The organism is Streptococcus timonensis (genome assembly GCF_047463455.1).
GTDB lineage: Bacteria > Bacillota > Bacilli > Lactobacillales > Streptococcaceae > Streptococcus > Streptococcus timonensis_B.
The window spans coordinates 196,450-222,141 of record NZ_JASHDV010000002.1 but is presented as its reverse complement, the minus strand read 5'-3'; the positions used below and the strand labels follow the sequence as shown (position 1 = coordinate 222,141).

Here is a 25,692-nt window from a genome sequence, read left to right as displayed (position 1 = left end):
TTATTATTGAAAATGATCTTAGTTAGTTTTTTCAGTATATCCAAGATCTTTTAACATTTTCTCAGAAGCGCTAAAGCTAACACTGTCACCAATACCAGAGTATTCATCTGGTAAGGCTTTTTTAAGTTCGTCAAGACTTGCAACTGTGAAGTCAATTTCAGTATGTTGAACGACTTTGCCGTCTTTAATCTCAATGCTATGAGTAACACCTTTGAGGCCTTCATAGCCTTTATAAGCTTCTTCAACGGATGCTTTAAGAGTTTCTGCAGTAGTGCCGATAGCCTCTGGGTCATAGACGTTATGACCTGAATGTTTCAATACGTTATCTCCATCTACAGTGTATGTTAAAGTAGAATTAAGATCACTATGAGTATCATTTACAAAGGTCACTGTTTTTACTTCAGATTTGTTTTCTGTAGTTTGTTGGCTAGTAGAGTCTACCTGTGTAGTTTCACCTTTTGCTGAGCTAGTTGATGAAGATGATGATTGTTTTGAACATCCCAACAAGATAGCTAATGGTAAAGCTACACAAAGAGTCATTTTAAAATATTTGTTCATGTCTTTTCCTTTCATAATTAAGAACTAACTTCATTATATCACAGCTTAATTTTGCAATCAAATTATCTAAGTTTTTCATTTTTGCTCAACCTAAAAAGGGAAAAGTGATATAATATTAGGAAGAGGTGAAGAAATGAATCAAACTGTAGAATATATTAAAGAACTAACTGCTATCGCGTCGCCAACAGGTTTTACCCGTGAAATTACGAATTATTTGGTCGAGACTCTTGAAAAACTAGGTTATCAACCAATCCGTACTGCCAAAGGTGGTGTCAACGTTACTGTTAAAGGTAAAAACGATGAGAAGCAGCGTTATGTAACTGCCCATGTGGATACCTTGGGAGCTATCGTTCGCGCTGTTAAGCCAGACGGTCGTCTCAAAATGGACCGTATCGGTGGCTATCCTTGGAACATGATTGAAGGCGAAAACTGTATGGTCCATGTGGCTAGTACAGGAAAAACAGTTTCAGGTACGATTTTGATCCACCAAACTTCTTGCCATGTCTATAAGGATGCGGGAACAGCTGAACGCACTCAGGACAATATGGAAGTGCGTTTGGATGAAAAAGTGACCAACGAAAAAGAAACACGCGCACTCGGTATTGAGGTTGGTGATTTTATCAGCTTTGACCCACGAACTGTCGTGACTGATTCAGGATTTATCAAATCGCGTCATTTGGATGATAAGGTCAGTGCTGCTATCCTCCTCGATCTCCTCAAAGTATATAAAGAAGAAGGAGTTGAACTTCCCGTCACTACGCATTTTGCTTTTTCAGTCTTTGAAGAAGTGGGGCATGGTGCTAACTCAAGTATCCCTAGTCAAGTTGTCGAATATCTGGCAGTAGATATGGGAGCGATGGGAGATGACCAGCAGACGGACGAGTACACAGTCTCTATCTGTGTCAAAGATGCTTCGGGTCCTTACCACTATGAATTCCGTCAACATTTAGTTGCTTTAGCTAAAGAGCAAGACATTCCATTTAAACTCGATATCTATCCATTTTACGGTTCGGATGCTTCTGCAGCCATGTCAGCTGGAGCAGAGGTTAAGCACGCTCTTCTAGGAGCAGGAATTGAGTCTAGTCATTCTTATGAGCGTACTCATATTGATTCTGTAGTGGCTACTGAGCGTATGGTAGATGCTTACCTCAAGAGTGACTTGGTGGACTAAGATGTGCTTGATTTGTCAACGAATTGAATGGATTAAGGCAGGGGAAAATCCCTACTTTGTAAAGGAACTAGAAACAGGATATGTCGTAATTGGTGACCACCAGTATTTTGAAGGCTATACTCTCTTCTTAGCCAAGGAACATGTTACAGAATTACATCATCTACATCCAACTGTCAAACTTCGCTTTTTAGAGGAAATGAGTTTGGTCCAAGAAGCTGTCTCTAATGCTTTTGCTGCTCAAAAGATGAATGTAGAGTTGTTAGGAAATGGGGATGCACATGCTCACTGGCATATTTTTCCGAGACGAGAGGGTGATATGAAGGGACACGGGCTTAACGGTCGTGGCCCAGTTTGGTGGGTCCCATGGGAAGAAATGGTTGCTGAGGAATATCACGTTAAAGACCGGAGACTGGAAAACTTGATTGCGACATTATCAGAAACTTTAAACCAGATAGTAAAATGAAAGGATTAAAGATGAAGAAAAGATATCTTGTATTATCAGGATTATTAGCATTGACATTAGCAGCTTGTTCGCAAGAAAAACCAGCAACTTCAGAAACTCAGACTTCAACGGAAGAAAAAACTTTCCAAGAAGGAACTGTGGGAAGTAAGTCTCAGGCAGCTAGTCAAAAGAAAGCAGAAGTAGTCAACAAAGGAGATCACTACAGCATTCAAGGCAAGTACGATGAGATTGTTGTCGCTAATAAGCATTATCCTATGTCAAAAGACTACAATCCTGGAGAAAATCCTACCGCAAAGGCAGAACTGTTAAAACTCATTGCAGCTATGCAGCAAGCAGGTTTCCCAATCAGCGACCACTATAGTGGTTTCAGAAGTTATGAAACTCAAACTCAACTTTATCAGGACTATGTCAACCAAGACGGAAAGGCAGAGGCTGACCGCTATTCTGCACGACCTGGATATAGTGAACACCAAACTGGCCTTGCTTTTGACCTAATTGGAACAAATGGAGATTTAGTGACTGAAGAAAAGGCTGCTCAATGGCTATTGGACCATGCTGCAGACTATGGCTTCATCGTTCGCTATCTCAAAGGTAAGGAAAAAGAAACAGGCTATATGGCTGAGGAATGGCATCTTCGCTATGTTGGCAAAGAAGCCAAGGACATCGCTGCAAGTGGTCTCAGCTTGGAAGAGTATTACGGCTTTGAAGGTGGGGACTATGTTGATTAGTCGCAAAATATCTTGCAAGAATGCTTGAAATTTGATAAAATGAATAATAATTAAATAGGAATCTGCAAGACTAGTATCTCAGGGGAAGTATATCAGGGAGGAGAGCCGTGACTGAAAGCTCTCTATATGAAAGCTGGGTGAATTCACTTGCCTATGGATTCAGAAATAAAGGTCTGACTTGTCAGATAAAAACGGATGGTACCGCGTGTCAACGCTCCGAGTGTGGAGTTTTTGGCATGTGGTTTTCTTTTTATCTACGAGAGACTGATGGAGGAATTATGTCAACTATTGAAGAACAATTAAAAGCGCTTCGTGAAGAAACGCTAGCTAGCTTGAAGCAGATTTCTGCTGAAAATGAAAAAGAGCTGCAAGAATTGCGCGTCTCTGTCCTTGGTAAAAAAGGTTCCCTTACTGAAATCCTGAAAGGGATGAAAGATGTTTCTGCAAAAATGCGTCCTGTTATCGGAAAACACGTCAATGAAGCTCGTGATGTTTTGACAGCTGCATTTGAAGAATCAGCTAAGCTCTTGGAAGAAAAGAAAGTGGAAGCTAAACTAGCAAGTGAGAGCATTGATGTTACGCTTCCAGGTCGTCCAGTTGCGACTGGTCACCGTCACATCCTCACACAAACTAGTGAAGAAATCGAAGATATCTTCATCGGGATGGGTTACCAAGTAGTGGATGGTTTTGAAGTTGAACAAGACTACTATAACTTTGAACGTATGAACCTTCCAAAGGATCACCCAGCTCGTGATATGCAGGACACTTTCTATATCACAGAAGAAATCTTGCTCCGTACTCACACGTCTCCAGTTCAGGCGCGTGCTATGGATGCCCATGATTTTTCAAAAGGTCCTTTGAAGATGATCTCACCAGGGCGTGTATTCCGTCGTGATACGGACGATGCGACTCATAGTCACCAGTTCCACCAAATCGAAGGATTGGTTGTAGGGAAAAACATCTCTATGGCGGATCTTCAAGGAACCCTCCAGTTGATTGTACAAAAAATGTTTGGTGAAGAGCGTCAAATTCGTTTACGTCCATCTTACTTCCCGTTCACTGAGCCATCTGTTGAGGTAGATGTTTCATGCTTCAAGTGTGGAGGAGACGGCTGTAACGTATGTAAGAAAACTGGTTGGATCGAGATTATGGGTGCCGGTATGGTTCACCCACGTGTCCTTGAGATGAGTGGTATCGATGCAACTGTCTACTCTGGTTTTGCCTTTGGTCTTGGACAAGAACGTGTAGCTATGCTCCGTTACGGAATCAACGATATTCGTGGATTCTACCAAGGAGATGTCCGCTTCTCAGAACAGTTTAAATAAGATTGAAACCTGAAACACAGTCCTATACAGTTCTAGTCATTTTCTCTCGCTGAGAAATGGTGAGGACTGACTCGAAGAAAAAGAAAGGAATTGAAAAGGTCTTGCTTGCTAAGATCTTACAATCAGAATTATGTTAGTATCATATAAATGGTTAAAAGAATTGGTGGACATTGATGTACCATCACAAGAGTTGGCTGAAAAAATGTCAACCACAGGGATCGAAGTAGAAGGTGTGGAATCACCTGCTGCTGGTCTCTCAAAAATTGTCGTCGGTGAGGTCTTGTCTTGCGAAGATGTGCCCGAAACTCACCTTCATGTTTGTCAGGTTAACGTTGGCGAAGAAGAAGCTCGTCAAATCGTCTGTGGAGCACCAAATGTGCGTGCTGGCATCAAGGTCATGGTAGCTCTTCCAGGTGCACGCATTGCTGATAACTACAAGATCAAAAAAGGGAAAATCCGTGGTTTGGAATCTCTCGGAATGATCTGCTCACTTGGTGAATTAGGGATTTCTGACTCCGTTGTACCGAAAGAATTTGCAGATGGGATCCAAATCTTGCCAGCAACTGCTGTTCCAGGTGAGGAAGTCTTCTCCTATCTAGACTTGGATGATGAAATCATCGAGCTTTCCATCACTCCAAACCGTGCAGATGCTCTTTCTATGCGTGGAGTGGCGTATGAAGTAGCCGCTATCTATGACAAGGCAGTCAACTTTAAAGACTTTACTTTGACTGAAACTGATCAAGCTGCAACTGATGCTCTTTCTGTCAGCATTGACACAGACAAGGCTCCTTACTATGCAGCCCGTATCTTGGACAATGTGACCATCGCACCAAGTCCACAATGGTTGCAAAACCTCCTCATGAACGAGGGCATTCGTCCTATTAACAATGTCGTTGACGTGACCAACTATATCCTGCTTTACTTTGGTCAGCCTATGCATGCCTTTGACTTGGATACCTTTGAAGGATCTAATATCCGTGTGCGTGAAGCGCGTGCAGGTGAGAAATTGGTGACCTTGGACGGGGAAGAACGTGAGTTGGAAACAAGTGACCTCGTGATTACGGTCGCTGACAAACCAGTAGCCCTTGCAGGTGTCATGGGTGGACAAGCTACAGAAATCTCTGAAAAGTCTACTCGTGTCGTCCTTGAAGCTGCTGTCTTCAATGGCAAATCTATCCGTAAGACAAGTGGTCGCCTCAACCTTCGTTCTGAATCATCTTCTCGCTTTGAAAAAGGCATCAATGTGGCAACCGTTAATGAAGCCCTTGATGCAGCAGCAAGCATGATTGCGGAATTGGCTGGTGCGACAGTACGGAAGGGAATCGTTTCAGCAGGCCACTTGGACACTTCTGATGTGGAAGTTTCTTCTACTCTTGCAGACGTCAACCGTGTCCTTGGTACCGAGCTTTCCTACACGGATGTAGAGGAAGTCTTCCGTCGTCTTGGATTTGGCCTTTCTGGAAATGCTGAAGCCTTCACAGTTAGCGTTCCACGTCGCCGTTGGGATATCACTATCGAAGCGGACCTCTTTGAAGAAATCGCTCGTATTTATGGTTACGATCGCTTGCCAACCAGTCTTCCAAAAGATGATGGGACAGCCGGTGAATTAACAGCGACACAAAAATTGCGTCGTCAAGTTCGTACCATTGCAGAAGGTGCTGGATTGACAGAAATCATCACCTACGCTCTGACAACTCCTGAAAAAGCAGTGGAGTTTACGACTACACCAAGCAACTTAACGGAGCTCATGTGGCCAATGACTGTGGACCGTTCAGTTCTCCGTCAAAATATGGTTTCAGGTATTTTGGATACAGTTGCCTACAACGTAGCACGTAAGAATAAAAACTTGGCTCTTTATGAGATTGGAAAAGTCTTCGAGCAAATCGGTAATCCAAAAGAAGAATTGCCAAATGAAATCAACAGCTTTGCCTTTGCCTTGACAGGTTTAGTCGCTGAAAAAGACTTCCAGACTCCAGCTGTTCCAGTTGACTTCTTCTATGCTAAGGGAATTTTGGAAGCTCTATTTGCTCGCTTGGGTCTTGAAGTGACCTATACAGCAACGCAAGAGATCAAGAGTCTTCACCCAGGACGTACAGCCTTGATCTCACTTGGTGATCAAGTTCTTGGATTCCTCGGTCAAGTGCACCCTGTGACAGCTAAGGCTTACGATATTCCAGAGACTTATGTAGCGGAGCTTAACCTTTCAGCGATTGAAGAAGCCCTTCAACCAGCAGCAGCCTTTGTGGAAATTACTAAATTCCCAGCAGTCAGCCGTGATATCGCTCTTCTCCTCAAGGCAGAAGTGACTCACCAAGATGTGGTAGACGCCATCAAAGCTGCTGGCGTGAAACGTTTGACAGATATCAAACTTTTCGATGTCTTCTCAGGTGAAAAACTAGGACTTGGTATGAAGTCCATGGCCTATAGCTTGACTTTCCAAAATCCAGAAGATAGCTTGACAGACGAAGAAGTCGCACGCTATATGGAAAAAATCCAAGCATCACTCGAAGAAAAAGTGAATGCAGAAGTGCGTTAAGAGTTTAAAATCCATCCCTAAGGATGGATTTTTTAGTACAAAAAATCATCAAGTTTTAACTTGATGATTTAATCAACTTGGTGGAGAAATTAAGTCCTATTTAATACTGCTAAAAGCGGGCTAGCCATCCATGTTTTTTGTCATCCAATCAGCTAAGAAGTGGTAAGTATCATGTCGATTGATTTCGTTCAGAATTTCATGACGAGCCTCTTCAACTAATCGAAGGCTGACTCTTGAATGTGAAGCCTTTAAGAGTTTTACAAATCTTTCTATACCTTTACCATTTTCTCCCAGAGGGTCTTCTTGTCCTGAAATAACGAGAATAGGAAGTTGGACTGGAATCTCGGCTATCATTTTTTTACTAGCTACTTGATTAGAGAAGTAAAAAATAGTTCTGTACATAGGAATAGTAGGAATGAATTGACAGAATGGATCCTTCAGATAAGCTTGGTTGGATTCTTCATTTTTCGAGAGCCAATCTACAGATGTTTTCGGATTCTTAATACTTCGATTAAAACTATCAGTTGATAGATAGGTCAGTAGTTTACTACGGTGTTTATCCCCTTTTATAAGTCGGATGCATTCTGTTAGGATGAGAGCGAAACTAGTCAGAAATTGAGGTTGTTGGCCAGTTCCCATGATGATCAGGGCATTGATAGGTGGTTTTCTTTTAGCTACATAATAGCGACACATAAGAGAACCCATAGAATGACCTAGAAGGATGATAGGGAGTCCAGGATAGCTTTCTTGAATAAAGGAGGTCACTCTTTCAATATCATCGATGAGTTCCTCGGGAGATTCGGGAAAAACTCCGAGCTGACTTGGATCTTGAGCAGTAAAACCATGACCGAGATGATCATGACCAATAACAGTAAAACCTTCTTTATTCATGGCTAGAGCAAATTCTTCATATCGTTCTATGTACTCTACCATCCCATGTACAAGCTGAAGAATGGCTTTTGGGTGTTCAGCTTCCCAAATGATTAAGTTATTGTTGTTTGGCTCGAGTTTAAGTCTTTTTTTCATATCAAATTCCTTGTCTATGATAATCCATTTTCTATCATAAATATATCACAAAAAAGTTCGATAAGCTACAAGATGATGAAGATTTCTAGTAACAATTCAGGACATTGTCAACGAATTTATCAAGAAATGAGTACAATATATTTATCACTTAAAAACTGGAGGAATAAGATATTTGGGGAAGAGCAAATAAATTCTCAATCCAGTAAATATCTTTATTTAAAACCAAGATTTAAAAATGTACATAAATCCTTGTAATGCCCAAAAAAAGGAGTATAATGAGTGTAGAAACAATAGGAGGTGGATCATGTTAGAAATCCGCAATCTTGAAAAAAGTTTTGGTCCCAAACAAGTCTTGTTTGGTGTTGACTTTCAAGCTCAACCTGGACGAATTTTAGGTCTAGTTGGAAAAAATGGAGCTGGGAAGACGACCATTTTTCATAGTATATTAAAATTTTTGGATTATCAGGGTGAGATTAGGCTTAATGGGCAAGAAATTGAGCAGGAAACCTATGCCCAGATTGGTTATTTACCTGAAGAACGTAGTCTCATGCCTAAGTTAACAGTTCTAGAGCAGGTTCGTTACCTAGCAATGTTAAAAGGAATGAACGCTAAAGAAGTCAAAGAAAAACTCCCTCAATGGATGGAGAAACTGGAAGTCAAGGGGAAACTGACAGACAAAATTAAGAGCCTTTCAAAAGGGAATCAGCAGAAGATTCAGTTAATTATCACCTTGATGCATGAACCAGATCTGATCATTCTAGATGAACCTTTTAGTGGCCTAGATCCAGTCAATACCGAACTACTCAAACGCGTTATCTTAAAAGAAAAAGAGCGTGGAGCGATTATCATTTTTTCAGATCACGTCATGACCAATGTTGAAGAGCTTTGTGATGATATCCTGATGATTCGCGATGGGCGTGTGGTTTTGCATGGACCAGTTCAAGATGTCCGCAATCAATACGGAAAAACGCGCCTCTTTGTTGCAAGTGAAAAGAGTCAGGAAGAATTGGAAAGTCTTCCTCATGTCACTCATGCTAGCTTGACCAAGCAGGGGACTTGGAAGCTAATTCTAGATGATGAAAATGCTGGACAGGAGCTCTTTGAGATTTTAACCCAAGGACACTATATTGCGACCTTCGACCAGCAAGCTCCAACAATCGATGAAATTTTTAAACTAGAATCAGGGGTGGAAGTATGAAAAATATGTGGGTAGTTATTAAAGAAACTTATTTGCGACACGTCAAATCTTGGAGTTTCTTTTTCATGGTTATTTCGCCTTTCTTGTTCCTTGGACTTTCAGGAGGTATCGGGTATCTGCAAGGGTCTTCTTTGGCTCAAAATAATAAGATTGCAGTGATTAGTTCGGTTTCAGCAGTGACGGAAGGATTAAAGGGGACCAATGGAATCAACTTTGATTATAAGGATGAAGCCAGTGCTCAGGCAGCTATCAAAGATGAAGAAATCAAGGGTTATTTGATTATTGATAAGGAGGATAGTGTGCTTAAGGCAACCTATCATGGTGAGACTTCATTAGAAAGTGGTATTAAGTTAGCCGTGACAACTAAGTTGAATGAGCTCCAATACCAACTTAATCGCTCGGAAGCAAATTTGTCTCAGGAACAGGAACAACGTTTGGCACAAACTGTTCAATTTACAGAGCAAATTGATGAAGCCAAAGAGAACAAAAAGATGGTCCAAACCATTGCAGCAGCTGGACTTGGATTCTTCCTTTATATGATTTTAATAACTTATGCCAGTGTCACTGCTCAAGAAGTGGCTAGTGAAAAAGGTACTAAAATCATGGAGGTAGTTTTCTCAAGCATTCGTGCCAGTCATTATTTCTATGCACGTATGATTGCCTTGCTTTTTGTAATATTGACTCATATCGGCATTTACGTTTTTGGTGGACTAGGAGCTATTTTCTTCTTTAAAGATATGCCATTCATGGCTAATTCAGGTGTTCTAAACCATTTGGGAGAAGCCTTTTCGGTCAATACCTTGTTGTTTGTCTTGGTCAGTCTCTTTATGTATGTAGTTTTAGCAGCCTTCCTAGGTTCTATGGTTTCTCGTCCTGAGGATGCAGGTAAGGCCTTGTCACCTTTGATGCTCTTGATTATAGGAGGGTTCGTTGGAGTAACCGCCCTAGGTGCTTCAGGAGACAATCTGATTTTGAAAATTGGATCCTATATTCCCTTTATTTCTACTTTCTTTATGCCTTTTAGAGCCATTAATGGTTACGCTAATGGTTTAGAATCTTGGATTTCCCTTGGCATAACTGTTGTTTTTGCAGTAGTTGGAACAGTCTTTATCGGAAGAATCTATGCTAGTCTAGTCCTTCAAACGGATGATTTAGGCATCTGGAAAACCTTAAAACGAGCTTTAAACTATAAATAAAGTATCAGACCTGTGAGTGTAGCTTGCAGGTCTTTTATACTCTTCGAAAATCAAATTCAAACCACGTCAGCTTCCATCTGCAACCTCAAAACAGTGTTTTGAGCAGCATGTGGCTAGCTTCCTAGTTTGCTCTTTGATTTTCATTGAGTATTAATTAGCTAAAATATTTCACATTAATTTTTTCTAAACCTTTGACTAATAAGGAAAATTATCGTACAATAAGGAGTACATGATAAAATGAGACCAGAGTTTGTTTGCTCTGGTGTTAGTAGTTAAAAAATGAGGAGAAACGCTTTGGAATTAGAAGTATTTGCTGGGCAAGAAAAAAGTGAACTATCTATGATTGAGGTGGCTCGTGCCATCCTAGAACTTCGTGGTCGTGACCACGAAATGCATTTTAGCGATTTAGTGAATGAAATCCAAAACTATCTGGGTACCTCTAATAGCGATATTCGTGAAGCACTACCTTTGTTCTATACAGAGTTAAACTTTGACGGAAGCTTCATCTCTCTCGGAGATAACAAATGGGGACTTCGTTCTTGGTATGGAGTTGACGAAATCGATGAGGAAATCATTGCCCTAGAAGAAAGCGATGACGAAGAAGTAGCACCTAAGGCTAAGAAGAAACGTGTTAATGCCTTTATGGATGGTGATGCAGATGCCATTGATTACAGTGCAGATGATCCAGAGGATGAGGACGCCTACGAAGAAGATCCAGCACTTTCTTATGATGATGATAATCCAGATGATGAGAAAAACGAAGTAGAAGCTTACGATGCTGAGATTAACGAAATCGCACCAGACGATCTTGGAGAAGATGTCGAACTCGTTGAAGAAGACGATGAAGATGCCGAAGATGCCGAAGATGAAGAAGAATAAAGAATAATGCAAAGCCACAAGAAGGATTCTTGTGGCTTTTTAAGTTTTTTCTAATAAGGAAGAATGGAAAAAAAGGAGCATTTTTGATAAGATAGGAATATGGATTTTGAAAAAATTGAACAAGCATATACCTACTTATTAGAGAACATTCAAATCATTCAAAATGATTTGGCAACAAATTTTTACGATGCCTTGATTGAGCAAAATAGCATCTATCTAGATGGGCAAACTAATCTTCAGGTTGTTAAGGATAATAACAAATCTTTAAAGAGATTGGCTCTGAGAAAAGAGGAGTGGCTTAGAACCTATCAGTTTCTCTTGATGAAAGCTGCTCAGACAGAACCCCTTCAAGCAAATCACCAGTTTACACCGGATACAGTAGCCTTGTTGCTTATTTTTATAATTGAGGAACTATGGCCAGGCCAAGAATTAAATCTGTTAGAATTAGGATCTGGTATGGGGATATTGGGTGCAAGTTTTTTGACCTCGCTTGATAAAAAAGTTGATTATTTAGGAGTCGAAATTGATGATCTTTTAATTGATTTGGCTGCTAGTATTACAGAGGTAATCGGTCTTCCAGCTGTTTATGTTCAGGGGGATGCAGTGCGACCACAAATTTTAAAGGAAAGTGATATCATTGTTAGTGATTTACCTATCGGTTACTACCCAGATGATCAAGTTGCCTCACGTTATGAAGTTGCGGCGTCAGACGAACATACTTACGCTCACCATTTATTGATGGAACAATCGCTTAAGTATCTTAAAAATGGAGGATTTGCAATTTTTCTAGCTCCTAGTAATCTTCTGTCCAGTCCTCAAAGCAATCTTTTAAAATTTTGGTTAACGAAGAATGCTCAACTTGTAGCCATGATTACTTTGCCAGAAAATCTCTTTAGTCAAGGTAGCAATGCTAAGGCTATTTTTGTTCTGCAAAAGAAAGGCTCAAAAACCGTAGAACCTTTCGTGTATCCACTAAGTAATCTACGTGATTCTCAGGAATTGGCAGACTTTAAAGAAAAGTTTCAAATTTGGAGTCAATATTCATGAAATTTGAACTGAGATTTGATATAATAGTTGAAAACGCTTAAAAAGGGGAAAAATTATGTCTAAAACAATTGCAATTAATGCCGGTAGCTCAAGTTTGAAATGGCAACTGTATCAAATGCCAGAAGAACAGGTTCTTGCTAAAGGCTTAATTGAACGCATTGGTTTGAAAGATTCTATCTCAACAGTAAAATTCGATGGTCGTGCTGAAAAAGAAATCACTGATATTGAAAATCATACTGTTGCTGTTAAAATTTTGCTTGATGACTTGATTCGTTTTGATATTATCAAATCTTACGATGAAATCACAGGAGTTGGGCACCGTGTTGTTGCTGGTGGTGAAGTCTTTACAGACTCTGTAGTAGTAGAAGGTGATGTATTGGCTCAAATCGAAGAGTTGGGTCTACTTGCACCACTACATACTCCAGCTAACGTAGCCGGAATTCGCGCCTTCAAGGAATTGTTACCAAACGTAACTAGTGTTGCTGTTTTTGATACATCATTCCACTCAACTATGCCTGAGAAAGCTTACCGCTACCCACTACCAACTAAATATTACACAGAAAATAAAGTTCGAAAATATGGTGCTCACGGAACTAGCCACCAATTCGTAGCTCAAGAAGCAGCAAAACTGTTGGGACGTCCTCTAGAAGAATTAAAAATAATCACATGTCATATCGGTAACGGTGGTTCTATTACTGCGGTTAAGGGTGGAAAATCTGTTGATACATCTATGGGATTCACTCCACTTGCAGGTGTGATGATGGGAACAAGAACTGGTGATATCGATCCAGCTATCATTCCTTACCTTATGGAACATACAAATGATTTTAATACACCTGAAGACATGATCAATGTTTTGAACCGTGAGTCAGGTTTACAAGGTATTTTTGGTAAGTCTAGTGATATGCGTGATGTAGAAGCTGGCGTTGAAGCTGGTGACAAAGATGCGATCTTAGCTCACGAAATGTATGTGGATCGCATTCAAAAACATATCGGTCAATACTTTGCAGTTCTTAATGGTGCAGACGCTATTATCTTTACTGCAGGAGTTGGTGAAAATTCTGCATTAGTACGTAAAGATGTTATTGAGGGACTCTCATGGTTTGGCTGTGATGTAGATCCAGAGAAAAATGTCTTTGGTGTAACTGGAGATATCTCAACAGCTGCAGCTAAAGTCCGTGTACTTGTTATTCCGACTGATGAAGAACTTGTGATTGCACGTGATGTTGAGCGTTTGAAATAAACAGATATATGAAAAATCGACCTTCCTTTAAGGTCGATTTTTTGTTTTTGAAAAACAATTTACCATTTGGTTAGGGAGATTTCTCCACTGTTGAGCCATATTTTTTTACCACTAGTTAGCTCTACATGGAGTTCACCTTTATCTGAGATACTAGTTGCTTTACCAGAGAGAGTTTCTTCTCCTTGTTTAAAATGAATTTCTTTTCCAAGGACTAGAGAGTTAGTCTTGTAAAGATGAAGCAGTTCATCGGAATTGGTTTCGTAGAAACATTTCCAGATTTCAGCAATCAGTTCATTTCGAGTAATCGGAGCTTCATTAGGAAATAGACTTCCTGCTTTTTCTCTTAGGTCTTTTGGGAAATCCTTGATAGAAAAGTTTAGCCCAACACCAATGATGATATCTGTAACTAGCCCAGTTTCTATAGAAGTGACAGCTTCTGTCAAAATACCGGCAATCTTTTTATTATTAAAATAAATATCATTTACCCACTTGATACTGATATCTATCATGGTTAAATTTTTAATTGCTTTGTAGATAGCTCCTGCAACTAGGAGTGTATATGGAGGCAACTGGTCATAAGGGAGATTGGGTTTGATATGGAGGGACATATAGATTCCTCCTTGGGGAGGGGAAAAGTAGGGGCGATGGAAGCGACCACGCCCGTCTGTTTGACTAGTTGAGAGGTAGAGAGTATCACCAGTGCTACCTGCTTCTACGGCTTCTTTAGCATCGGTTTGAGTTGATTTGGTGACGGGTTTGAACTGAACAGTAATCGGACTCTTGGCTTCTATTTCTTGTGGCAAGATAAGGTCCCCCTGAAGAAGTTTATAACCACGATTCTTGATGCTGTTAATGATTAGCCCCTCTTGTTGGAGACGTTGGATGGCTTTCCACACAGCAGTTCGGGAGATATTTAATCTCTCAGCAATTTTTTCTCCACTTAAGTAATCTGTTTCGGTAACTAGTATATTGTAAACTTGTTGATAGGATTTCATGTTCAGCCCTTTCTTGAATACTTGCTTTTATTTTATCATATTTTCATAGTCGTATTAGAACTTTGGATGGAATATCTAGAAACAAATTATTTTACCTATATTTTAGTTGTATGTCCCTAGAGTTAGTAGTTTTCAAATCATTTAAAAAGTGGTAAAATATTTAAATAGTTTGTGTAAATCTGAGTTTTAGGATTCAGAGAGAAAGGATCTGTTGTGAAATCAATAGGTATCATCGAAAAGTTAAAGGGGTTCTCGAAGAGAGAATTAATCTTATTGGGAGTCATTCTCAGTATCTTTTTACCGTTTTATCTTTTCTTAATCATATTCATCTCTTATCTAATAGGTCTAGTTATTACTGGAGAGATGAAGGGAATTTTAAAGCATCTTTCCAATCATTTTGTATTACTCTTATTTATTGCGTATAGTGGAGGCGTTTCTCTATTAGCTCAAAACCTAATGGGAATGGTAGCAACCCTGGCAATGTTCCTCTTTGCCATATTCTTTTACTATTATCAGGCGCATCTCACACCAAAGTTTTTTAGGTTCATGTTGCAGGGAATCTTGTCGCTCAGCATGCTAGCAGCTGTTTTTGCAGCCTTAGAGCATTTTCAAATTGTAAAGAAATTTGATTATACTTTCTTATCCCCTAAGATGCAGGTCTGGCATCAGAACCGAGCAGAAGTAGCCTTCTTTAATCCTAATTACTATGGAATTATCTGTTGCTTCTGTATTATGATTGGATTTTACTTAATCAGTACAACTAAATTGAGATGGTTGAGAATTTTCTCAGTGATTGCAATTTTTGCGAATTTGTTTGGATTAAATTTCACCCAAAATAGAACAGCATTCCCAGCCATTATTTTTGGTGCGATTATTTATCTTTTCACTACCATTAAAAACTGGCGTGCCTTCTGGCTCAGTATTGGAGTCTTTGCTGTTGGTCTTGCCTTTCTCTTCTCCAGTGATTTGGGAGTTCGAATGGGAACGCTCGATTCGTCTATGGAAGAACGAGTGTCGATCTGGAATGCAGGTATGACCTTATTCAAACAAAATCCCTTCTGGGGTGAGGGGCCTCTAACCTATATGCACTCTTATCCTCGTATTTTTGCTCCTTATCACGAACATGCTCATAGTATATACATTGATACGATATTGAGTTACGGTGTGGTAGGAACGGTATTATTAGGGATTGCTTCTTCAGACCCAATCCGAAAATTAATTGATATGAGTCAGGAGCCGAGCAAGCGTCCGATTGTTGGTCTTTATCTTTCATTCTTAACAGTAGTTGCTGTGCATGGAATTTTTGATTTGGCCCTCTTTTGGATTCAGTCCTCCTTCATCTTCCTTTTGGTAATGTGTAGTTTGCCATTAAAACATAGTATGATCGGAGAATTTGTTGAATAAACAAAAAGATAGTAGAAATGAGATTTTCTACTATCCTTTTTATTATTGAATAGCTTGAAGTAAATCTTCAGCTTGCTTTTCTAGAGAAGCAGCAACGCTATCTTCGAGGACTAATTGACCATCCGCCCAAGCAGAATCATTGACACAAGCTGCGGTAAAATCACCAACAACCTGTGTACGGATAAATGGTAGAAGGTCTTTGTAAATCGCAAAGAGTTGGTCATGACCTGCATTTGCTACAGATGATACTGTAACAATCTTATCTTGAAGAGCAGATGCTCCACGAGTGTCAGACAAGTCAATGGCGCGTGAAAGCCAGTCAAGTAAGTTTTTTACAGTTCCTGGAATTGAGAAGTTATATACTGGAGAAAAGATCCAGATAGCATCAGCTGCTTGAACCGCCTCACGCGCAGCTGCAACAGCTGGAAGAGTTGGAACTTCAAGATCTTGGCTAAATAGAGGAATTGCGGAGTAGTCAAGATAGCTAACTTCAGCTTTTCCTGCAAGAGCTTTTTCTGCTTCCAGTGCCATTTGGTGGTTGAAAGAACTTTCACGAAGTGAACCAACGATAAATAATACTTTTTTAGACATAGGGAGTCTCCTTTAAATTTAAATCAGAATTACTCTGTTGTTACAATATATGTTACAACAAAACAAAGTCATTTGCAAGAAATTTGCTCAGAATATAAAAAAGTATAAAATTTGAAGTATCAATCATGAGATTGTAGATAAAGAAAAGCCTATAGCTCAATAGTTGGAGCTTATATTTGAATGCCTGAAAGTAGGTTTGAGTTCAAGAATCTCCCCCTTAATTCACTTGTAATTCACTAGGATAGATGGTAAAATAGACGAGTGAAAAAGAGACAGAAAAAAGAAAAAAACACCTTATTCTTTCAGTACAGTATCGGACTGACCACACTGGCTCTAGCCGTGACATTCTCCTTTCTTTATCTGATTTGGATTAGTATGCAACCATATCAGTATGCAAAGACCGAAGGAGAGAAATTGGCTAAGCAGTATACCGATATGGAAACAGTTACTCAAGTTGATTTTTTTAATGGCTTGGAAAGCTATTATAGCGTTCTTGGTCAAGATAAACATCAAAAACAAATTGCTGTTTTAATTGAAAAGAATAGTCATAACATTTATATCTATCAACTAGAAAATGGTACTTCTCAAGAAAAAGCAGAAGCAGTTGTCAGAGAAAAAGGAGCAACTGAGATCGACAAGATTACTTTTGGACGGTACGCTGATAAGCCTGTCTGGGAAATCAAGTCTGGAGGAGACTATTATCTGGTAGGTTTTGAATCTGGTGCCTTAGTCGAAAAGGAGAAACAATGAAATTATCCAAACGTGTCTTAGAAATGGAAGAAAGTGTCACTCTGGCTAGTGATGCACGAGCAAAGAAGTTAAAAGCTGAAGGAAAAGATGTTCTTTTCTTAACTTTAGGTCAGCCCGATTTTCATACTCCTGAAAATATTCAAGATGCCGCTGTTGCAGCCATTCGAGATGGACGTGCTTCTTTTTATACAGTAGCTTCAGGTTTACCTGAATTAAAGGCAGCAGTTAATACTTATTTTGAACGTTATTATGGCTATTCTGTGGCAGCAAATGAAGTCACTTTTGCTACAGGTGCCAAGTTCTCCCTTTATACTTTCTTTATGGCTGTGGTCAATCCAGGCGATGAGGTCATTATTCCAACACCATATTGGGTCAGCTATGGGGACCAGGTTAAAATGGCTGGTGGTGTTCCAGTCTTTGTCCAAGCCAAGGAAGACAATCACTTTAAAGTAACTGTGGAGCAATTAGAAGCAGCTCGCACAGATAAGACTAAAGTCTTGGTACTAAACTCACCATCTAATCCGACTGGGATGATCTATTCTCGTGAGGAACTCTTGGCCATTGGAAATTGGGCTATTGAACATGATATTCTCATCCTGGCCGATGATATTTATGGTCGTTTGGTCTATAATGGGAATGAGTTCGTCCCAATCTCTAGTCTATCAGAAGCTATTCGCAAACAAACCATTGTCATCAATGGAGTGTCTAAGGCATACGCTATGACTGGTTGGCGTGTTGGTTATGCAGTAGGTGATCCAGAAATTATTGCTGCTATGAGCAAATTGACTGGTCAAACAACTTCTAACCTAACAGCTGTATCTCAATATGCAACGATTGAAGCGCTAACTGGACCGCAAGACTCTGTAGAAACCATGCGTCAGGCTTTCGAGGTACGTCTCAATACCATTTATCCTCTCTTGTGCCAAGTCCCTGGCTTTGAGGTTGTCAAACCGCAAGGAGCTTTCTACCTCTTCCCAAATGTTAAAAAAGCTATGGAGATGAAAGGCTATACAGACGTAACGGCATTTACAACGGCTATTCTTGAGGAAGTTGGTCTGGCATTGATTACAGGAGCAGGATTTGGAGCACCAGAGAATGTCCGTCTCAGCTATGCGACAGACCTAGATACACTCAAAGAAGCTATTCGTCGCTTGCACCAATTTATGGAAAAATAAAAATAAGATCTTCGTCGTCTTGACGGAGATTTTTTTGGATAAAACCGGAGATTTTTCTCTGATAGAATCTAGCTATCAGGCATTATTTGTGGTACAATAATGAGTAATAATGTCTTTGGACAAGTTAAACGAAAAAAGGGAGATAAAACATGACAAAACGTGTAACAATTATCGAAGTAAAAGACTACGTTGGTCAAGAAGTGACTATCGGTGCTTGGGTTGCTAACAAGTCAGGAAAAGGGAAAATTGCCTTCTTGCAATTGCGTGACGGAACAGCCTTTTTCCAAGGAGTTGCTTTTAAACCAAACTTTATCGAAAAATTTGGGGAAGAAGTAGGTCTTGAAAAATTTGACACCATCAAACGCCTAAGCCAAGAAACATCTGTTTTCGTGACAGGGATTGTTAAAGAAGACGAGCGTTCTAAATTTGGTTACGAATTAGATATTACAGACATCGAAGTGATCGGTGAATCTCAAGATTACCCAATCACTCCAAAAGAACACGGTACAGATTTCTTGATGGACAACCGTCATTTGTGGTTGCGTTCACGTAAACAAGTAGCAGTGATGCAAATCCGTAACGCTATCATCTATGCTACTTATGAGTTCTTTGATAAGAATGGCTTCATGAAGTTTGATAGCCCAATTCTTTCAGGAAATGCTGCAGAAGATTCTACAGAACTTTTCGAAACAGACTACTTTGGAACACCAGCTTACTTGAGTCAATCTGGTCAGCTTTATCTTGAAGCAGGTGCTATGGCTCTAGGTCGCGTCTTTGACTTTGGTCCAGTATTCCGTGCAGAGAAATCTAAGACTCGCCGTCACTTGACTGAGTTCTGGATGATGGATGCTGAATATTCATACTTGACACACGACGAGTCACTTGACTTGCAAGAAGCTTATGTTAAAGCGTTGCTTCAAGGTGTTCTAGATCGTGCTCCTCAAGCCTTGGAAACCTTGGAACGTGATACAGAGCTCTTGAAACGCTACATTGCTGAGCCATTCAAACGCATTACTTACGATGAAGCGATTGATCTCTTGCAAGAGCATGAGAACGACGAAGATGCTGACTACGAACATCTTGAGCATGGAGATGATTTCGGTTCACCACACGAAACTTGGATTTCAAACCACTTTGGTGTACCAACCTTTGTCATGAACTACCCAGCAGACATCAAGGCCTTCTACATGAAACCAGTTCCTGATAACCCAGATCGTGTTCTTTGTGCAGACTTGCTCGCACCAGAAGGTTACGGAGAAATCATCGGTGGTTCAATGCGTGAGGAAGACTATGATGCCCTTGTAGCTAAGATGGAATCACTCGGTATGGATCGTACAGAATATGAATTCTACCTTGACCTTCGTAAATACGGTACAGTTCCACACGGTGGATTTGGTATCGGTATCGAACGTATGGTGACCTTCGCAGCTGGAACTAAACACATCCGTGAAGCTATTCCATTCCCACGTATGTTGCACCGTATTAAACCTTAATAACTATAAAAAAACGCCAGATGGCGTTTTTACTTTAAATGAAAGAGGTGGAGAAAATGTAGGCAAATCTCAGTAAGTCTTTTAGAAACAGTCATAATACATATTGAAAGAGAGAAAACAATGTTTAAAAGAACTTACAAACGCAATATTTCACTCCTAGCAGGACTGGAATTTACATCTTATTTTGGAATTACCAGTTTTTGGATTTTATTTTTCATTCAGAATGGTCTTTCCTTACTTCAAATCGGTCTATTAGAAAGTATCTTTCACGGGACAAGCCTCTTATGTGAAATTCCGTCTGGTATGTTGGCCGATCGATTTAGCTACAAGACCAATCTCTATTTGGCTCGCTTGGCCAGTATTGTATCCTCTATCTTGATTTTATTTGGTCAGGGGAATTTTTGGATCTATGCTCTTGCCATGATGGTCAGTGCTTGGTCCTATAATTTTGATTCGGGAACCAGCACCGCTTTCTTATATGATTCGGCGGTTGAAGCGGGTCAAAAAGACCGTTATCTTCAGATTTCTAGCTTTTTGTCTGGTGTGGCAGAAGTCACCCGAACCCTAGGTACAGTTGTGGCAGGCTTCTTTATTCACGGAGCATTGGCTTGGACCTATCTAATTGCTATTGGATTATCTTTTCTTTCTATAATCTTGATTTATTTGATGAAAGAACCAATGGCTAAGAGAGAAAAAAATGAAGCATTAACCTTTAAAACGATTGTCCTGCAAGTTCGAAAAGAATGGCATGAAAAGCCAGTACTCTTTTATTGGATGATGACTTATCAGCTAGTTGGAACACTCATGTGCATGTTTTACTTTTACTATCAGCAAAAAATAAGTGACTTAGCAGGATGGCAGGTATCGCTGGTCATGCTGATTGGTAGTGGCTTAAATCTTATAGCAGTTTATGTAGCTAGTCAAATTGGCAAAAAATGGAATAGCAATCGAGTTTTTCCGACTCTTGTTGCACTAACGGGCTTGTCCCTACTATTGGTGTTTTCTGGAACGCCCTTTGCTTTTCTTCTTGTATATCTTTTAACCAATACACTTTATGCAGTTTATCAGCCTATCTATTTCAATGATTTACAAGGCTATTTACCGTCCAGTGTACGAGCAACTATGCTTAGTATCAATTCTATGCTCTTTAGTTTATCGATGATTGTCATTTTCCCATTGACAGGTTGGTTGATTGATCGTTGGGGTCTTGTTGCTGTCTTTTTAGTTCTAGGCCTTATCTTGCTTTTAAGTTATCCTATATTAATAATCAGTCTAAAAAGGATGGGCAAGCTATTAAATCAGGACTTAAAAGCTGAATAAAGCACGAAACCCTATTTGCCCAAAGTAGCATCCTGTGGTACAATAACAAGAAGAAAAGGAGAAGAGCATGATTGATGTAGAAGAAATTCTAAGCAAGATGAATCCCAATCAAAAGATCAACTATGACCGTGTTATGCAAAAAATGGTCCAAGTTTGGGAAAAAAATGAAGAGAGACCAACTATTCTCATGCACGTCTGTTGTGCTCCCTGCAGTACCTACACTTTAGAGTACTTGACTAAGTATGCCGATGTGACCATTTATTTTGCTAATTCAAATATCCATCCTAAAGCTGAGTATCATAAGCGTGCCTATGTGACTAAAAAGTTTGTCAGTGATTTTAATGAACGAACTGGTAACAATGTCCAATACCTAGAAGCTCCCTATGAACCAAATGAATACCGTAAACTGGTCCGAGGTTTGGAAGAAGAACCGGAAGGCGGGGATCGCTGCAAGGTTTGTTTTGACTATCGTTTGGACAAGACAGCTCAAGTAGCTATGGACTTGGGCTTTGACTACTTTGGTTCAGCCCTGACTATCAGTCCTCATAAAAATTCGCAAACTATCAATAGTATTGGGATTGATGTACAGAAAATCTACACCACTCATTATCTTCCAAGTGACTTTAAGAAAAATCAAGGTTACAAACGCTCTGTAGAAATGTGTGAAGAGTACGACATTTATCGCCAATGTTACTGTGGCTGTGTCTATGCCGCTCAAGCACAGAACATTGACTTGGTACAGGTCAAGAAGGACGCAACAGCCTTTATGGTAGATAAGGATATCGAAAAAGACTATTCGCATATCAAGTTCACTGTTACGAAGTTAGATATTTAGACGAAAACCTGCCACATTAGGCAGGTTTTTTTGATTATAAAAAAACTAGGGCAGATACCCTAGTTTGACAACTTTACCGATTCTTTAGTTCTACGTAGCGTTTGTACCAAATATTGACATAGGCTTCTGAGAAGGGGCCTCGTTCATTGTTAATCCAATCAACAAGAATCTTGACATGCTCTTTCAAAATATAGTCTAAGTCAGAAGAATACTTCATTTTTCGCTTATGTCGTTCATATTCCTCAACGTCCAAGAGGCGTTTCTCACCATCCGTAAAAACTTTAACATCCAAATCATAGTCGATGTATTTTAAAGCTTCTTCGTCTAGATAGTATGGACTTGCCATATTGCAGTAGTAGGAAATACCATTATCACGAATCATAGCGATAATATTAAACCAATATTTCTTGTGAAAGTAAACAATAGCCGGTTCTCTAGTCACCCAACGACGGCCATCACTCTCGGTAACGAGTGTATGGTCATTGACGCCGATAATAGCGTTCTCTGTTGTTTTTAGTACCATGGTGTCTCGCCAAGTGCGGTGAAGACTCCCATCATGCTTATAACTTTGAATTGTAATAAAGTCGCCTTCTTTTGGAAGTTTCATAACTAACCAACTTTCTACAATTTATAAGTTTATCGCTTACTATTGTATCACATTTTTGTTTAAAATCCCCATTTTTCGTGAAAAAAATTAAAGATATTCTCTGAGAGCGCTGGCTATGTCCGAAAAATCAAAGCCTTTTCGTGCTAAAACTTGAGTTAAGCGTTGTTTGAGTTCGTATCCTTCATACTTTCGTGAATATTTCCGATACTGCTTGTCTAACTCTTTAAAAATAAGTTCCTGAACGGTTTCTTCTTCAACCTGGCTGTCCAATTGGTCAAAGGCTGTTTTGGCCTCTGAGTATGAGAATCCTTTATTGGTTAGACTTTGGATAATCTTATCTTGTAGAGCACGCGCAGGTAACTTACCCTGGTATTTTTTAAGTAGTTTTTCGGCTGTTCGATCTGCGACTTCCGTCATTTCAAATTCTTGTAAGACGTCTTGGATAACGGCCTTAGCAACTCCTTTTTGAGAAATCTTTTGTATCAGCATGTAGCTTCCCTTGTCACCAGAAAGCTGATTGGAATTGATGATAGCATAAGCATACTGACGGTCATTGATCCAGTTGTCATCCTTGAGGGCTTGTATGACTTGGGGGATGATTTTCTCATCAATCTCATGTTTAACAAGATAATCTCGGACTTCCTTTTCGGTACGAGCCTTGAAGGATAAGTGGTAGAGGGCTAGATTCTTTCCGTAGGAGAATTGTGCAAAGGATTGAATTTCTGCAAGCTCTTGAGGACTAATGTCCTTATCTTTGGTCAACATAAAGCGAACAATGGTATCTTCTGTAATGTAGCAGGTTTTGTCGCTATCAAGCTCGAGCAGATAGAGACGTTTTTTCTTTTCTAGTTTTGTGATTTTCATGTTTCTATTATAGCGCAATTTATGATAAGATAGGGATATGAATTTAAAAGTCAGACAAAAAATTCCATTAAAAATTAAGCGCATGGGGATTAATGGGGAAGGTATTGGTTTTTATCAGAAAACCCTCGTTTTTGTCCCAGGTGCTCTCAAGGGTGAAGATATCTATTGTCAGGTGACTTCTGTTAAGCGTAACTACGTTGAAGCTAAACTCCTTGAGGTCAATAAAAAATCTAAGTTTCGAGTGGTTCCAGCCTGCACCATTTATAATGAATGTGGTGGATGTCAAATTATGCACCTACACTACGACAAGCAGCTGGAGTTCAAGACAGATCTCCTTCATCAAGCTCTGAAAAAATTTGCACCTGCAGGTTATGAAAACTTTGAGATTAGACCAACAATTGGTATGCAGGAACCTAAGTATTATCGAGCTAAACTACAATTCCAAACTCGAAAGTTTAAGGGTCAAGTCAAGGCAGGTTTATATGCTCAGAATTCCCATTATCTCGTTGAATTAAAAGACTGCCTGGTTCAAGACAAGGAGACGCAGTCTATCGCCAATCGCATTGCTGAGCTTTTGACCTATCATCAAATTCCGATTACAGATGAACGGAAAATTCTGGGAGTTCGGACTATCATGGTTCGTCGAGCACGGAAAACTGGGCAAGTTCAGATTATCATTGTGACCAATCGCCAATTAAATCTGACTTTCTTTGTGCAAGATCTCATTAAGGATTTTCCAGAAATCGTGACAGTGGCTGTCAATACCAATACTGCTAAAACCAGTGAAATCTATGGGGACAAGACAGAAATTATTTGGGGTCAAGATAGTATACGCGAAGGTGTTCTAGACTATGAATTTTCTCTTTCACCAAGAGCTTTTTATCAGCTCAATCCTGAACAGACAGAAATTCTTTATAGTGAAGCCGTTAAGGCCTTGGATGTAACTGAGGAAGACCACCTGATTGATGCCTATTGTGGTGTTGGAACCATTGGTTTTGCCTTTGCCAAGAAGGTCAAAAGCTTAAGAGGAATGGATATTATTCCAGAAGCTATTGAGGATGCCAAAGCAAATGCCCAGCGTATGGGGTATAGCAATACCCACTATGAGGCAGGGACAGCAGAAGAGATTATTCCTAGATGGTACAAGGAAGGCTATCGTGCCGACGCCTTGATTGTTGATCCACCGCGTACAGGTTTAGATGACAAGCTCTTGGATACCATCGTTAAATACGCTCCTAAAAAGATGGTCTACGTTTCCTGCAATGTATCTACCTTGGCGCGTGATTTAGTCCGTCTGGTAGAAGTCTATGACCTGAATTATATCCAGTCCGTTGATATGTTTCCACACACTGCACGAACGGAAGCAGTGGTCAAATTGACCAAGCGCAAATCATCAAATATATAGAAACAAGAGCTCGAAAATTTTTGAAAATCAGCTTTCTGGTTACAGAGTAAGATTTGCAAGCTCCCTATAATTATGATAAAATAAATAGAAAATAAAATGAAAAAACGAGGTAAGTGAAATGTCACGTAAACCATTTATTGCTGGTAACTGGAAAATGAACAAAAACCCAGAAGAAGCAAAAGCATTCGTTGAAGCAGTTGCATCAAAACTTCCTTCATCAGACCTTGTTGAAGCTGGTATTGCAGTTCCTGCACTTGACTTGACAACTGTATTAGCCGCAGCTAAAGGAACTGACCTTAAAGTTGTAGCTCAAAACTGCTACTTTGAAAATGCAGGTGCTTTCACTGGAGAAACTAGCCCACAAGTTTTGAAAGAAATCGGTACTGACTACGTTGTTATCGGTCACTCAGAGCGTCGTGACTACTTCCATGAAACTGACGAAGATATCAACAAAAAAGCAAAAGCAATCTTTGCAAACGGTATGCTTCCAATCATCTGTTGTGGTGAGTCACTTGAAACTTACGAGGCTGGTAAAGCTGCTGAATTCGTAGGTGCTCAAGTATCTGCTGCTCTTGCAGGATTGACAGCCGAGCAAGTAGCTTCATCAGTTATCGCTTATGAGCCAATCTGGGCTATCGGTACTGGTAAATCTGCTTCACAAGATGACGCACAAAAAATGTGTAAAGTTGTTCGTGACGTAGTAGCTGCTGACTTCGGTCAAGAAGTTGCTGATAAAGTACGTGTTCAATACGGTGGTTCAGTTAAACCTGAAAACGTTGCTGAATACATGGCTTGTCCAGACGTTGACGGAGCTCTTGTAGGTGGTGCATCACTTGATCCAGAAAGCTTCTTGGCATTGCTTGACTTTGTAAAATAAGCCTCA

The 25,692-nt window shown here is 39.9% G+C and carries 24 protein-coding genes; 18 read left to right on the top strand and 6 right to left on the bottom strand.

Annotated features, from left to right (window positions below; all coding sequences use genetic code 11):
• Nucleotides 1-18: 18 nt before the first annotated feature.
• Complete coding sequence (locus tag QM847_RS04265; RefSeq protein ID WP_414354074.1) at nt 19-558, bottom strand: DUF1307 domain-containing protein; 540 nt, start codon at nt 556-558, stop codon at nt 19-21.
• 133 nt (nt 559-691) lie between these two features.
• On the opposite strand from QM847_RS04265, the gene QM847_RS04260 reads away from it, so the two are divergent.
• The 5 genes from QM847_RS04260 to pheT all read left to right on the top strand — a co-directional run bounded on the left by QM847_RS04260 (nt 692) and on the right by pheT (nt 6,781).
• Nucleotides 692-1,729 (top strand): M42 family metallopeptidase, encoded by a 1,038-nt coding sequence (locus tag QM847_RS04260; protein ID WP_414354072.1) that lies wholly within the window; start codon nt 692-694, stop codon nt 1,727-1,729.
• A 1-nt stretch (nt 1,730) separates the two neighbouring features.
• A complete protein-coding gene (locus QM847_RS04255) occupies nt 1,731-2,192 on the top strand; it encodes an HIT family protein (protein WP_414354070.1) in 462 nt (153 codons plus the stop codon).
• An 11-nt stretch (nt 2,193-2,203) separates the two neighbouring features.
• Entirely contained in the window at nt 2,204-2,920 is a 717-nt protein-coding gene (gene ldcB, locus QM847_RS04250; protein ID WP_414354068.1) for an LD-carboxypeptidase LdcB/DacB, read from the top strand.
• Between the two features lie 278 nt (nt 2,921-3,198).
• Complete coding sequence (gene pheS, locus QM847_RS04245) at nt 3,199-4,245, top strand: phenylalanine--tRNA ligase subunit alpha (protein WP_414354066.1); 1,047 nt, start codon at nt 3,199-3,201, stop codon at nt 4,243-4,245.
• A gap of 130 nt (nt 4,246-4,375) precedes the next feature.
• Entirely contained in the window at nt 4,376-6,781 is a 2,406-nt protein-coding gene (pheT, locus tag QM847_RS04240) for a phenylalanine--tRNA ligase subunit beta (RefSeq protein ID WP_414354064.1), read from the top strand.
• A gap of 120 nt (nt 6,782-6,901) precedes the next feature.
• Here the strand turns inward: pheT and QM847_RS04235 are convergent, their stop codons facing one another.
• Nucleotides 6,902-7,807 carry an alpha/beta fold hydrolase gene (locus QM847_RS04235; protein ID WP_414354062.1) on the bottom strand — a complete coding sequence of 302 codons (906 nt, stop codon included), beginning with the start codon at nt 7,805-7,807 and terminating at the stop codon, nt 6,902-6,904.
• Between the two features lie 304 nt (nt 7,808-8,111).
• On the opposite strand from QM847_RS04235, the gene QM847_RS04230 reads away from it, so the two are divergent.
• The 5 genes from QM847_RS04230 (at nt 8,112) to QM847_RS04210 (ending at nt 13,370) form a co-directional block, all read left to right on the top strand.
• A complete protein-coding gene (locus QM847_RS04230; RefSeq protein WP_414354061.1) occupies nt 8,112-9,005 on the top strand; it encodes an ABC transporter ATP-binding protein in 894 nt (297 codons plus the stop codon).
• Nucleotides 9,002-10,201 (top strand): ABC transporter permease, encoded by a 1,200-nt coding sequence (locus QM847_RS04225; protein WP_414354059.1) that lies wholly within the window; start codon nt 9,002-9,004, stop codon nt 10,199-10,201. The genes QM847_RS04230 and QM847_RS04225 overlap by 4 nt, the downstream gene beginning before the upstream one ends.
• Before the next feature lie 294 nt (nt 10,202-10,495).
• On the top strand, nt 10,496-11,080 hold the full coding sequence (gene rpoE, locus QM847_RS04220) for a DNA-directed RNA polymerase subunit delta (RefSeq protein ID WP_414354058.1): 585 nt from the start codon (nt 10,496-10,498) through the stop codon (nt 11,078-11,080).
• A 99-nt stretch (nt 11,081-11,179) separates the two neighbouring features.
• A complete protein-coding gene (locus tag QM847_RS04215; RefSeq protein WP_414354056.1) occupies nt 11,180-12,127 on the top strand; it encodes a class I SAM-dependent methyltransferase in 948 nt (315 codons plus the stop codon).
• Nucleotides 12,128-12,182: 55 nt separating this feature from the next.
• On the top strand, nt 12,183-13,370 hold the full coding sequence (locus QM847_RS04210) for an acetate kinase (RefSeq protein ID WP_414354054.1): 1,188 nt from the start codon (nt 12,183-12,185) through the stop codon (nt 13,368-13,370).
• A 59-nt stretch (nt 13,371-13,429) separates the two neighbouring features.
• Here the strand turns inward: QM847_RS04210 and birA are convergent, their stop codons facing one another.
• Nucleotides 13,430-14,365, bottom strand: coding sequence for a bifunctional biotin--[acetyl-CoA-carboxylase] ligase/biotin operon repressor BirA (birA, locus tag QM847_RS04205; RefSeq protein ID WP_414354052.1), 936 nt, complete (start codon nt 14,363-14,365; stop codon nt 13,430-13,432).
• A gap of 213 nt (nt 14,366-14,578) precedes the next feature.
• Between birA and QM847_RS04200 the strand changes: the two genes are divergently transcribed.
• Complete coding sequence (locus QM847_RS04200; RefSeq protein ID WP_414354050.1) at nt 14,579-15,769, top strand: O-antigen ligase family protein; 1,191 nt, start codon at nt 14,579-14,581, stop codon at nt 15,767-15,769.
• A gap of 42 nt (nt 15,770-15,811) precedes the next feature.
• On the opposite strand, the gene QM847_RS04195 is transcribed toward QM847_RS04200, so the two are convergent.
• Complete coding sequence (locus tag QM847_RS04195) at nt 15,812-16,360, bottom strand: NADPH-dependent FMN reductase (protein WP_414354049.1); 549 nt, start codon at nt 16,358-16,360, stop codon at nt 15,812-15,814.
• 261 nt (nt 16,361-16,621) lie between these two features.
• On the opposite strand from QM847_RS04195, the gene QM847_RS04190 reads away from it, so the two are divergent.
• From QM847_RS04190 to QM847_RS04170, 5 genes are all read left to right on the top strand, one after another.
• The gene (locus QM847_RS04190) at nt 16,622-17,110 is read left to right on the top strand and encodes a DUF5590 domain-containing protein (RefSeq protein ID WP_414354047.1); all 489 of its coding nucleotides are present in this window, start codon (nt 16,622-16,624) and stop codon (nt 17,108-17,110) included.
• Nucleotides 17,107-18,285 (top strand): pyridoxal phosphate-dependent aminotransferase, encoded by a 1,179-nt coding sequence (locus QM847_RS04185; RefSeq protein ID WP_414354045.1) that lies wholly within the window; start codon nt 17,107-17,109, stop codon nt 18,283-18,285. Before QM847_RS04190 ends, QM847_RS04185 begins: the two co-directional genes overlap by 4 nt.
• A 149-nt stretch (nt 18,286-18,434) precedes the next feature.
• Nucleotides 18,435-19,778: an asparagine--tRNA ligase gene (asnS, locus tag QM847_RS04180; RefSeq protein WP_414354044.1), complete on the top strand. Its 1,344-nt coding sequence runs from the start codon at nt 18,435-18,437 to the stop codon at nt 19,776-19,778.
• A gap of 120 nt (nt 19,779-19,898) precedes the next feature.
• Nucleotides 19,899-21,098, top strand: a complete 1,200-nt coding sequence (locus QM847_RS04175) for an MFS transporter (protein ID WP_414354042.1) — start codon at nt 19,899-19,901, stop codon at nt 21,096-21,098.
• Nucleotides 21,099-21,165: 67 nt separating this feature from the next.
• Nucleotides 21,166-21,933, top strand: coding sequence for an epoxyqueuosine reductase QueH (locus QM847_RS04170; RefSeq protein ID WP_006150335.1), 768 nt, complete (start codon nt 21,166-21,168; stop codon nt 21,931-21,933).
• A gap of 73 nt (nt 21,934-22,006) precedes the next feature.
• Here QM847_RS04170 and QM847_RS04165 read toward each other — a convergent pair whose 3' ends face one another.
• The gene (locus QM847_RS04165) at nt 22,007-22,540 is read right to left on the bottom strand and encodes a DUF402 domain-containing protein (RefSeq protein WP_049504712.1); all 534 of its coding nucleotides are present in this window, start codon (nt 22,538-22,540) and stop codon (nt 22,007-22,009) included.
• Nucleotides 22,541-22,627: 87 nt separating this feature from the next.
• A complete protein-coding gene (gene recX, locus QM847_RS04160; RefSeq protein WP_414354040.1) occupies nt 22,628-23,404 on the bottom strand; it encodes a recombination regulator RecX in 777 nt (258 codons plus the stop codon).
• A 37-nt stretch (nt 23,405-23,441) separates the two neighbouring features.
• On the opposite strand from recX, the gene rlmD reads away from it, so the two are divergent.
• Both rlmD and tpiA read left to right on the top strand, forming a co-directional pair.
• Nucleotides 23,442-24,809, top strand: a complete 1,368-nt coding sequence (rlmD, locus tag QM847_RS04155; RefSeq protein ID WP_414354039.1) for a 23S rRNA (uracil(1939)-C(5))-methyltransferase RlmD — start codon at nt 23,442-23,444, stop codon at nt 24,807-24,809.
• A 118-nt stretch (nt 24,810-24,927) separates the two neighbouring features.
• Complete coding sequence (tpiA, locus tag QM847_RS04150) at nt 24,928-25,686, top strand: triose-phosphate isomerase (protein ID WP_414354038.1); 759 nt, start codon at nt 24,928-24,930, stop codon at nt 25,684-25,686.
• Nucleotides 25,687-25,692: the final 6 nt, after the last annotated feature.

Coding starts and splice junctions, on each gene's coding strand:
- QM847_RS04175 (WP_414354042.1), top strand. CDS start 19,899: ATGTTTAAAAGAACTTACAAACGCAATATTTCACTCCTAGCAGGACTG.
- tpiA (WP_414354038.1), top strand. CDS start 24,928: ATGTCACGTAAACCATTTATTGCTGGTAACTGGAAAATGAACAAAAAC.
- QM847_RS04215 (WP_414354056.1), top strand. CDS start 11,180: ATGGATTTTGAAAAAATTGAACAAGCATATACCTACTTATTAGAGAAC.
- ldcB (WP_414354068.1), top strand. CDS start 2,204: ATGAAGAAAAGATATCTTGTATTATCAGGATTATTAGCATTGACATTA.
- asnS (WP_414354044.1), top strand. CDS start 18,435: ATGACAAAACGTGTAACAATTATCGAAGTAAAAGACTACGTTGGTCAA.
- QM847_RS04210 (WP_414354054.1), top strand. CDS start 12,183: ATGTCTAAAACAATTGCAATTAATGCCGGTAGCTCAAGTTTGAAATGG.
- QM847_RS04195 (WP_414354049.1), bottom strand. CDS start 16,360: ATGTCTAAAAAAGTATTATTTATCGTTGGTTCACTTCGTGAAAGTTCT.
- QM847_RS04185 (WP_414354045.1), top strand. CDS start 17,107: ATGAAATTATCCAAACGTGTCTTAGAAATGGAAGAAAGTGTCACTCTG.
- QM847_RS04235 (WP_414354062.1), bottom strand. CDS start 7,807: ATGAAAAAAAGACTTAAACTCGAGCCAAACAACAATAACTTAATCATT.
- QM847_RS04260 (WP_414354072.1), top strand. CDS start 692: ATGAATCAAACTGTAGAATATATTAAAGAACTAACTGCTATCGCGTCG.
- QM847_RS04265 (WP_414354074.1), bottom strand. CDS start 558: ATGAACAAATATTTTAAAATGACTCTTTGTGTAGCTTTACCATTAGCT.
- QM847_RS04255 (WP_414354070.1), top strand. CDS start 1,731: ATGTGCTTGATTTGTCAACGAATTGAATGGATTAAGGCAGGGGAAAAT.
- rlmD (WP_414354039.1), top strand. CDS start 23,442: ATGAATTTAAAAGTCAGACAAAAAATTCCATTAAAAATTAAGCGCATG.
- QM847_RS04170 (WP_006150335.1), top strand. CDS start 21,166: ATGATTGATGTAGAAGAAATTCTAAGCAAGATGAATCCCAATCAAAAG.
- QM847_RS04165 (WP_049504712.1), bottom strand. CDS start 22,540: ATGAAACTTCCAAAAGAAGGCGACTTTATTACAATTCAAAGTTATAAG.
- pheS (WP_414354066.1), top strand. CDS start 3,199: ATGTCAACTATTGAAGAACAATTAAAAGCGCTTCGTGAAGAAACGCTA.
- QM847_RS04225 (WP_414354059.1), top strand. CDS start 9,002: ATGAAAAATATGTGGGTAGTTATTAAAGAAACTTATTTGCGACACGTC.
- recX (WP_414354040.1), bottom strand. CDS start 23,404: ATGAAAATCACAAAACTAGAAAAGAAAAAACGTCTCTATCTGCTCGAG.
- birA (WP_414354052.1), bottom strand. CDS start 14,365: ATGAAATCCTATCAACAAGTTTACAATATACTAGTTACCGAAACAGAT.
- pheT (WP_414354064.1), top strand. CDS start 4,376: ATGTTAGTATCATATAAATGGTTAAAAGAATTGGTGGACATTGATGTA.
- QM847_RS04230 (WP_414354061.1), top strand. CDS start 8,112: ATGTTAGAAATCCGCAATCTTGAAAAAAGTTTTGGTCCCAAACAAGTC.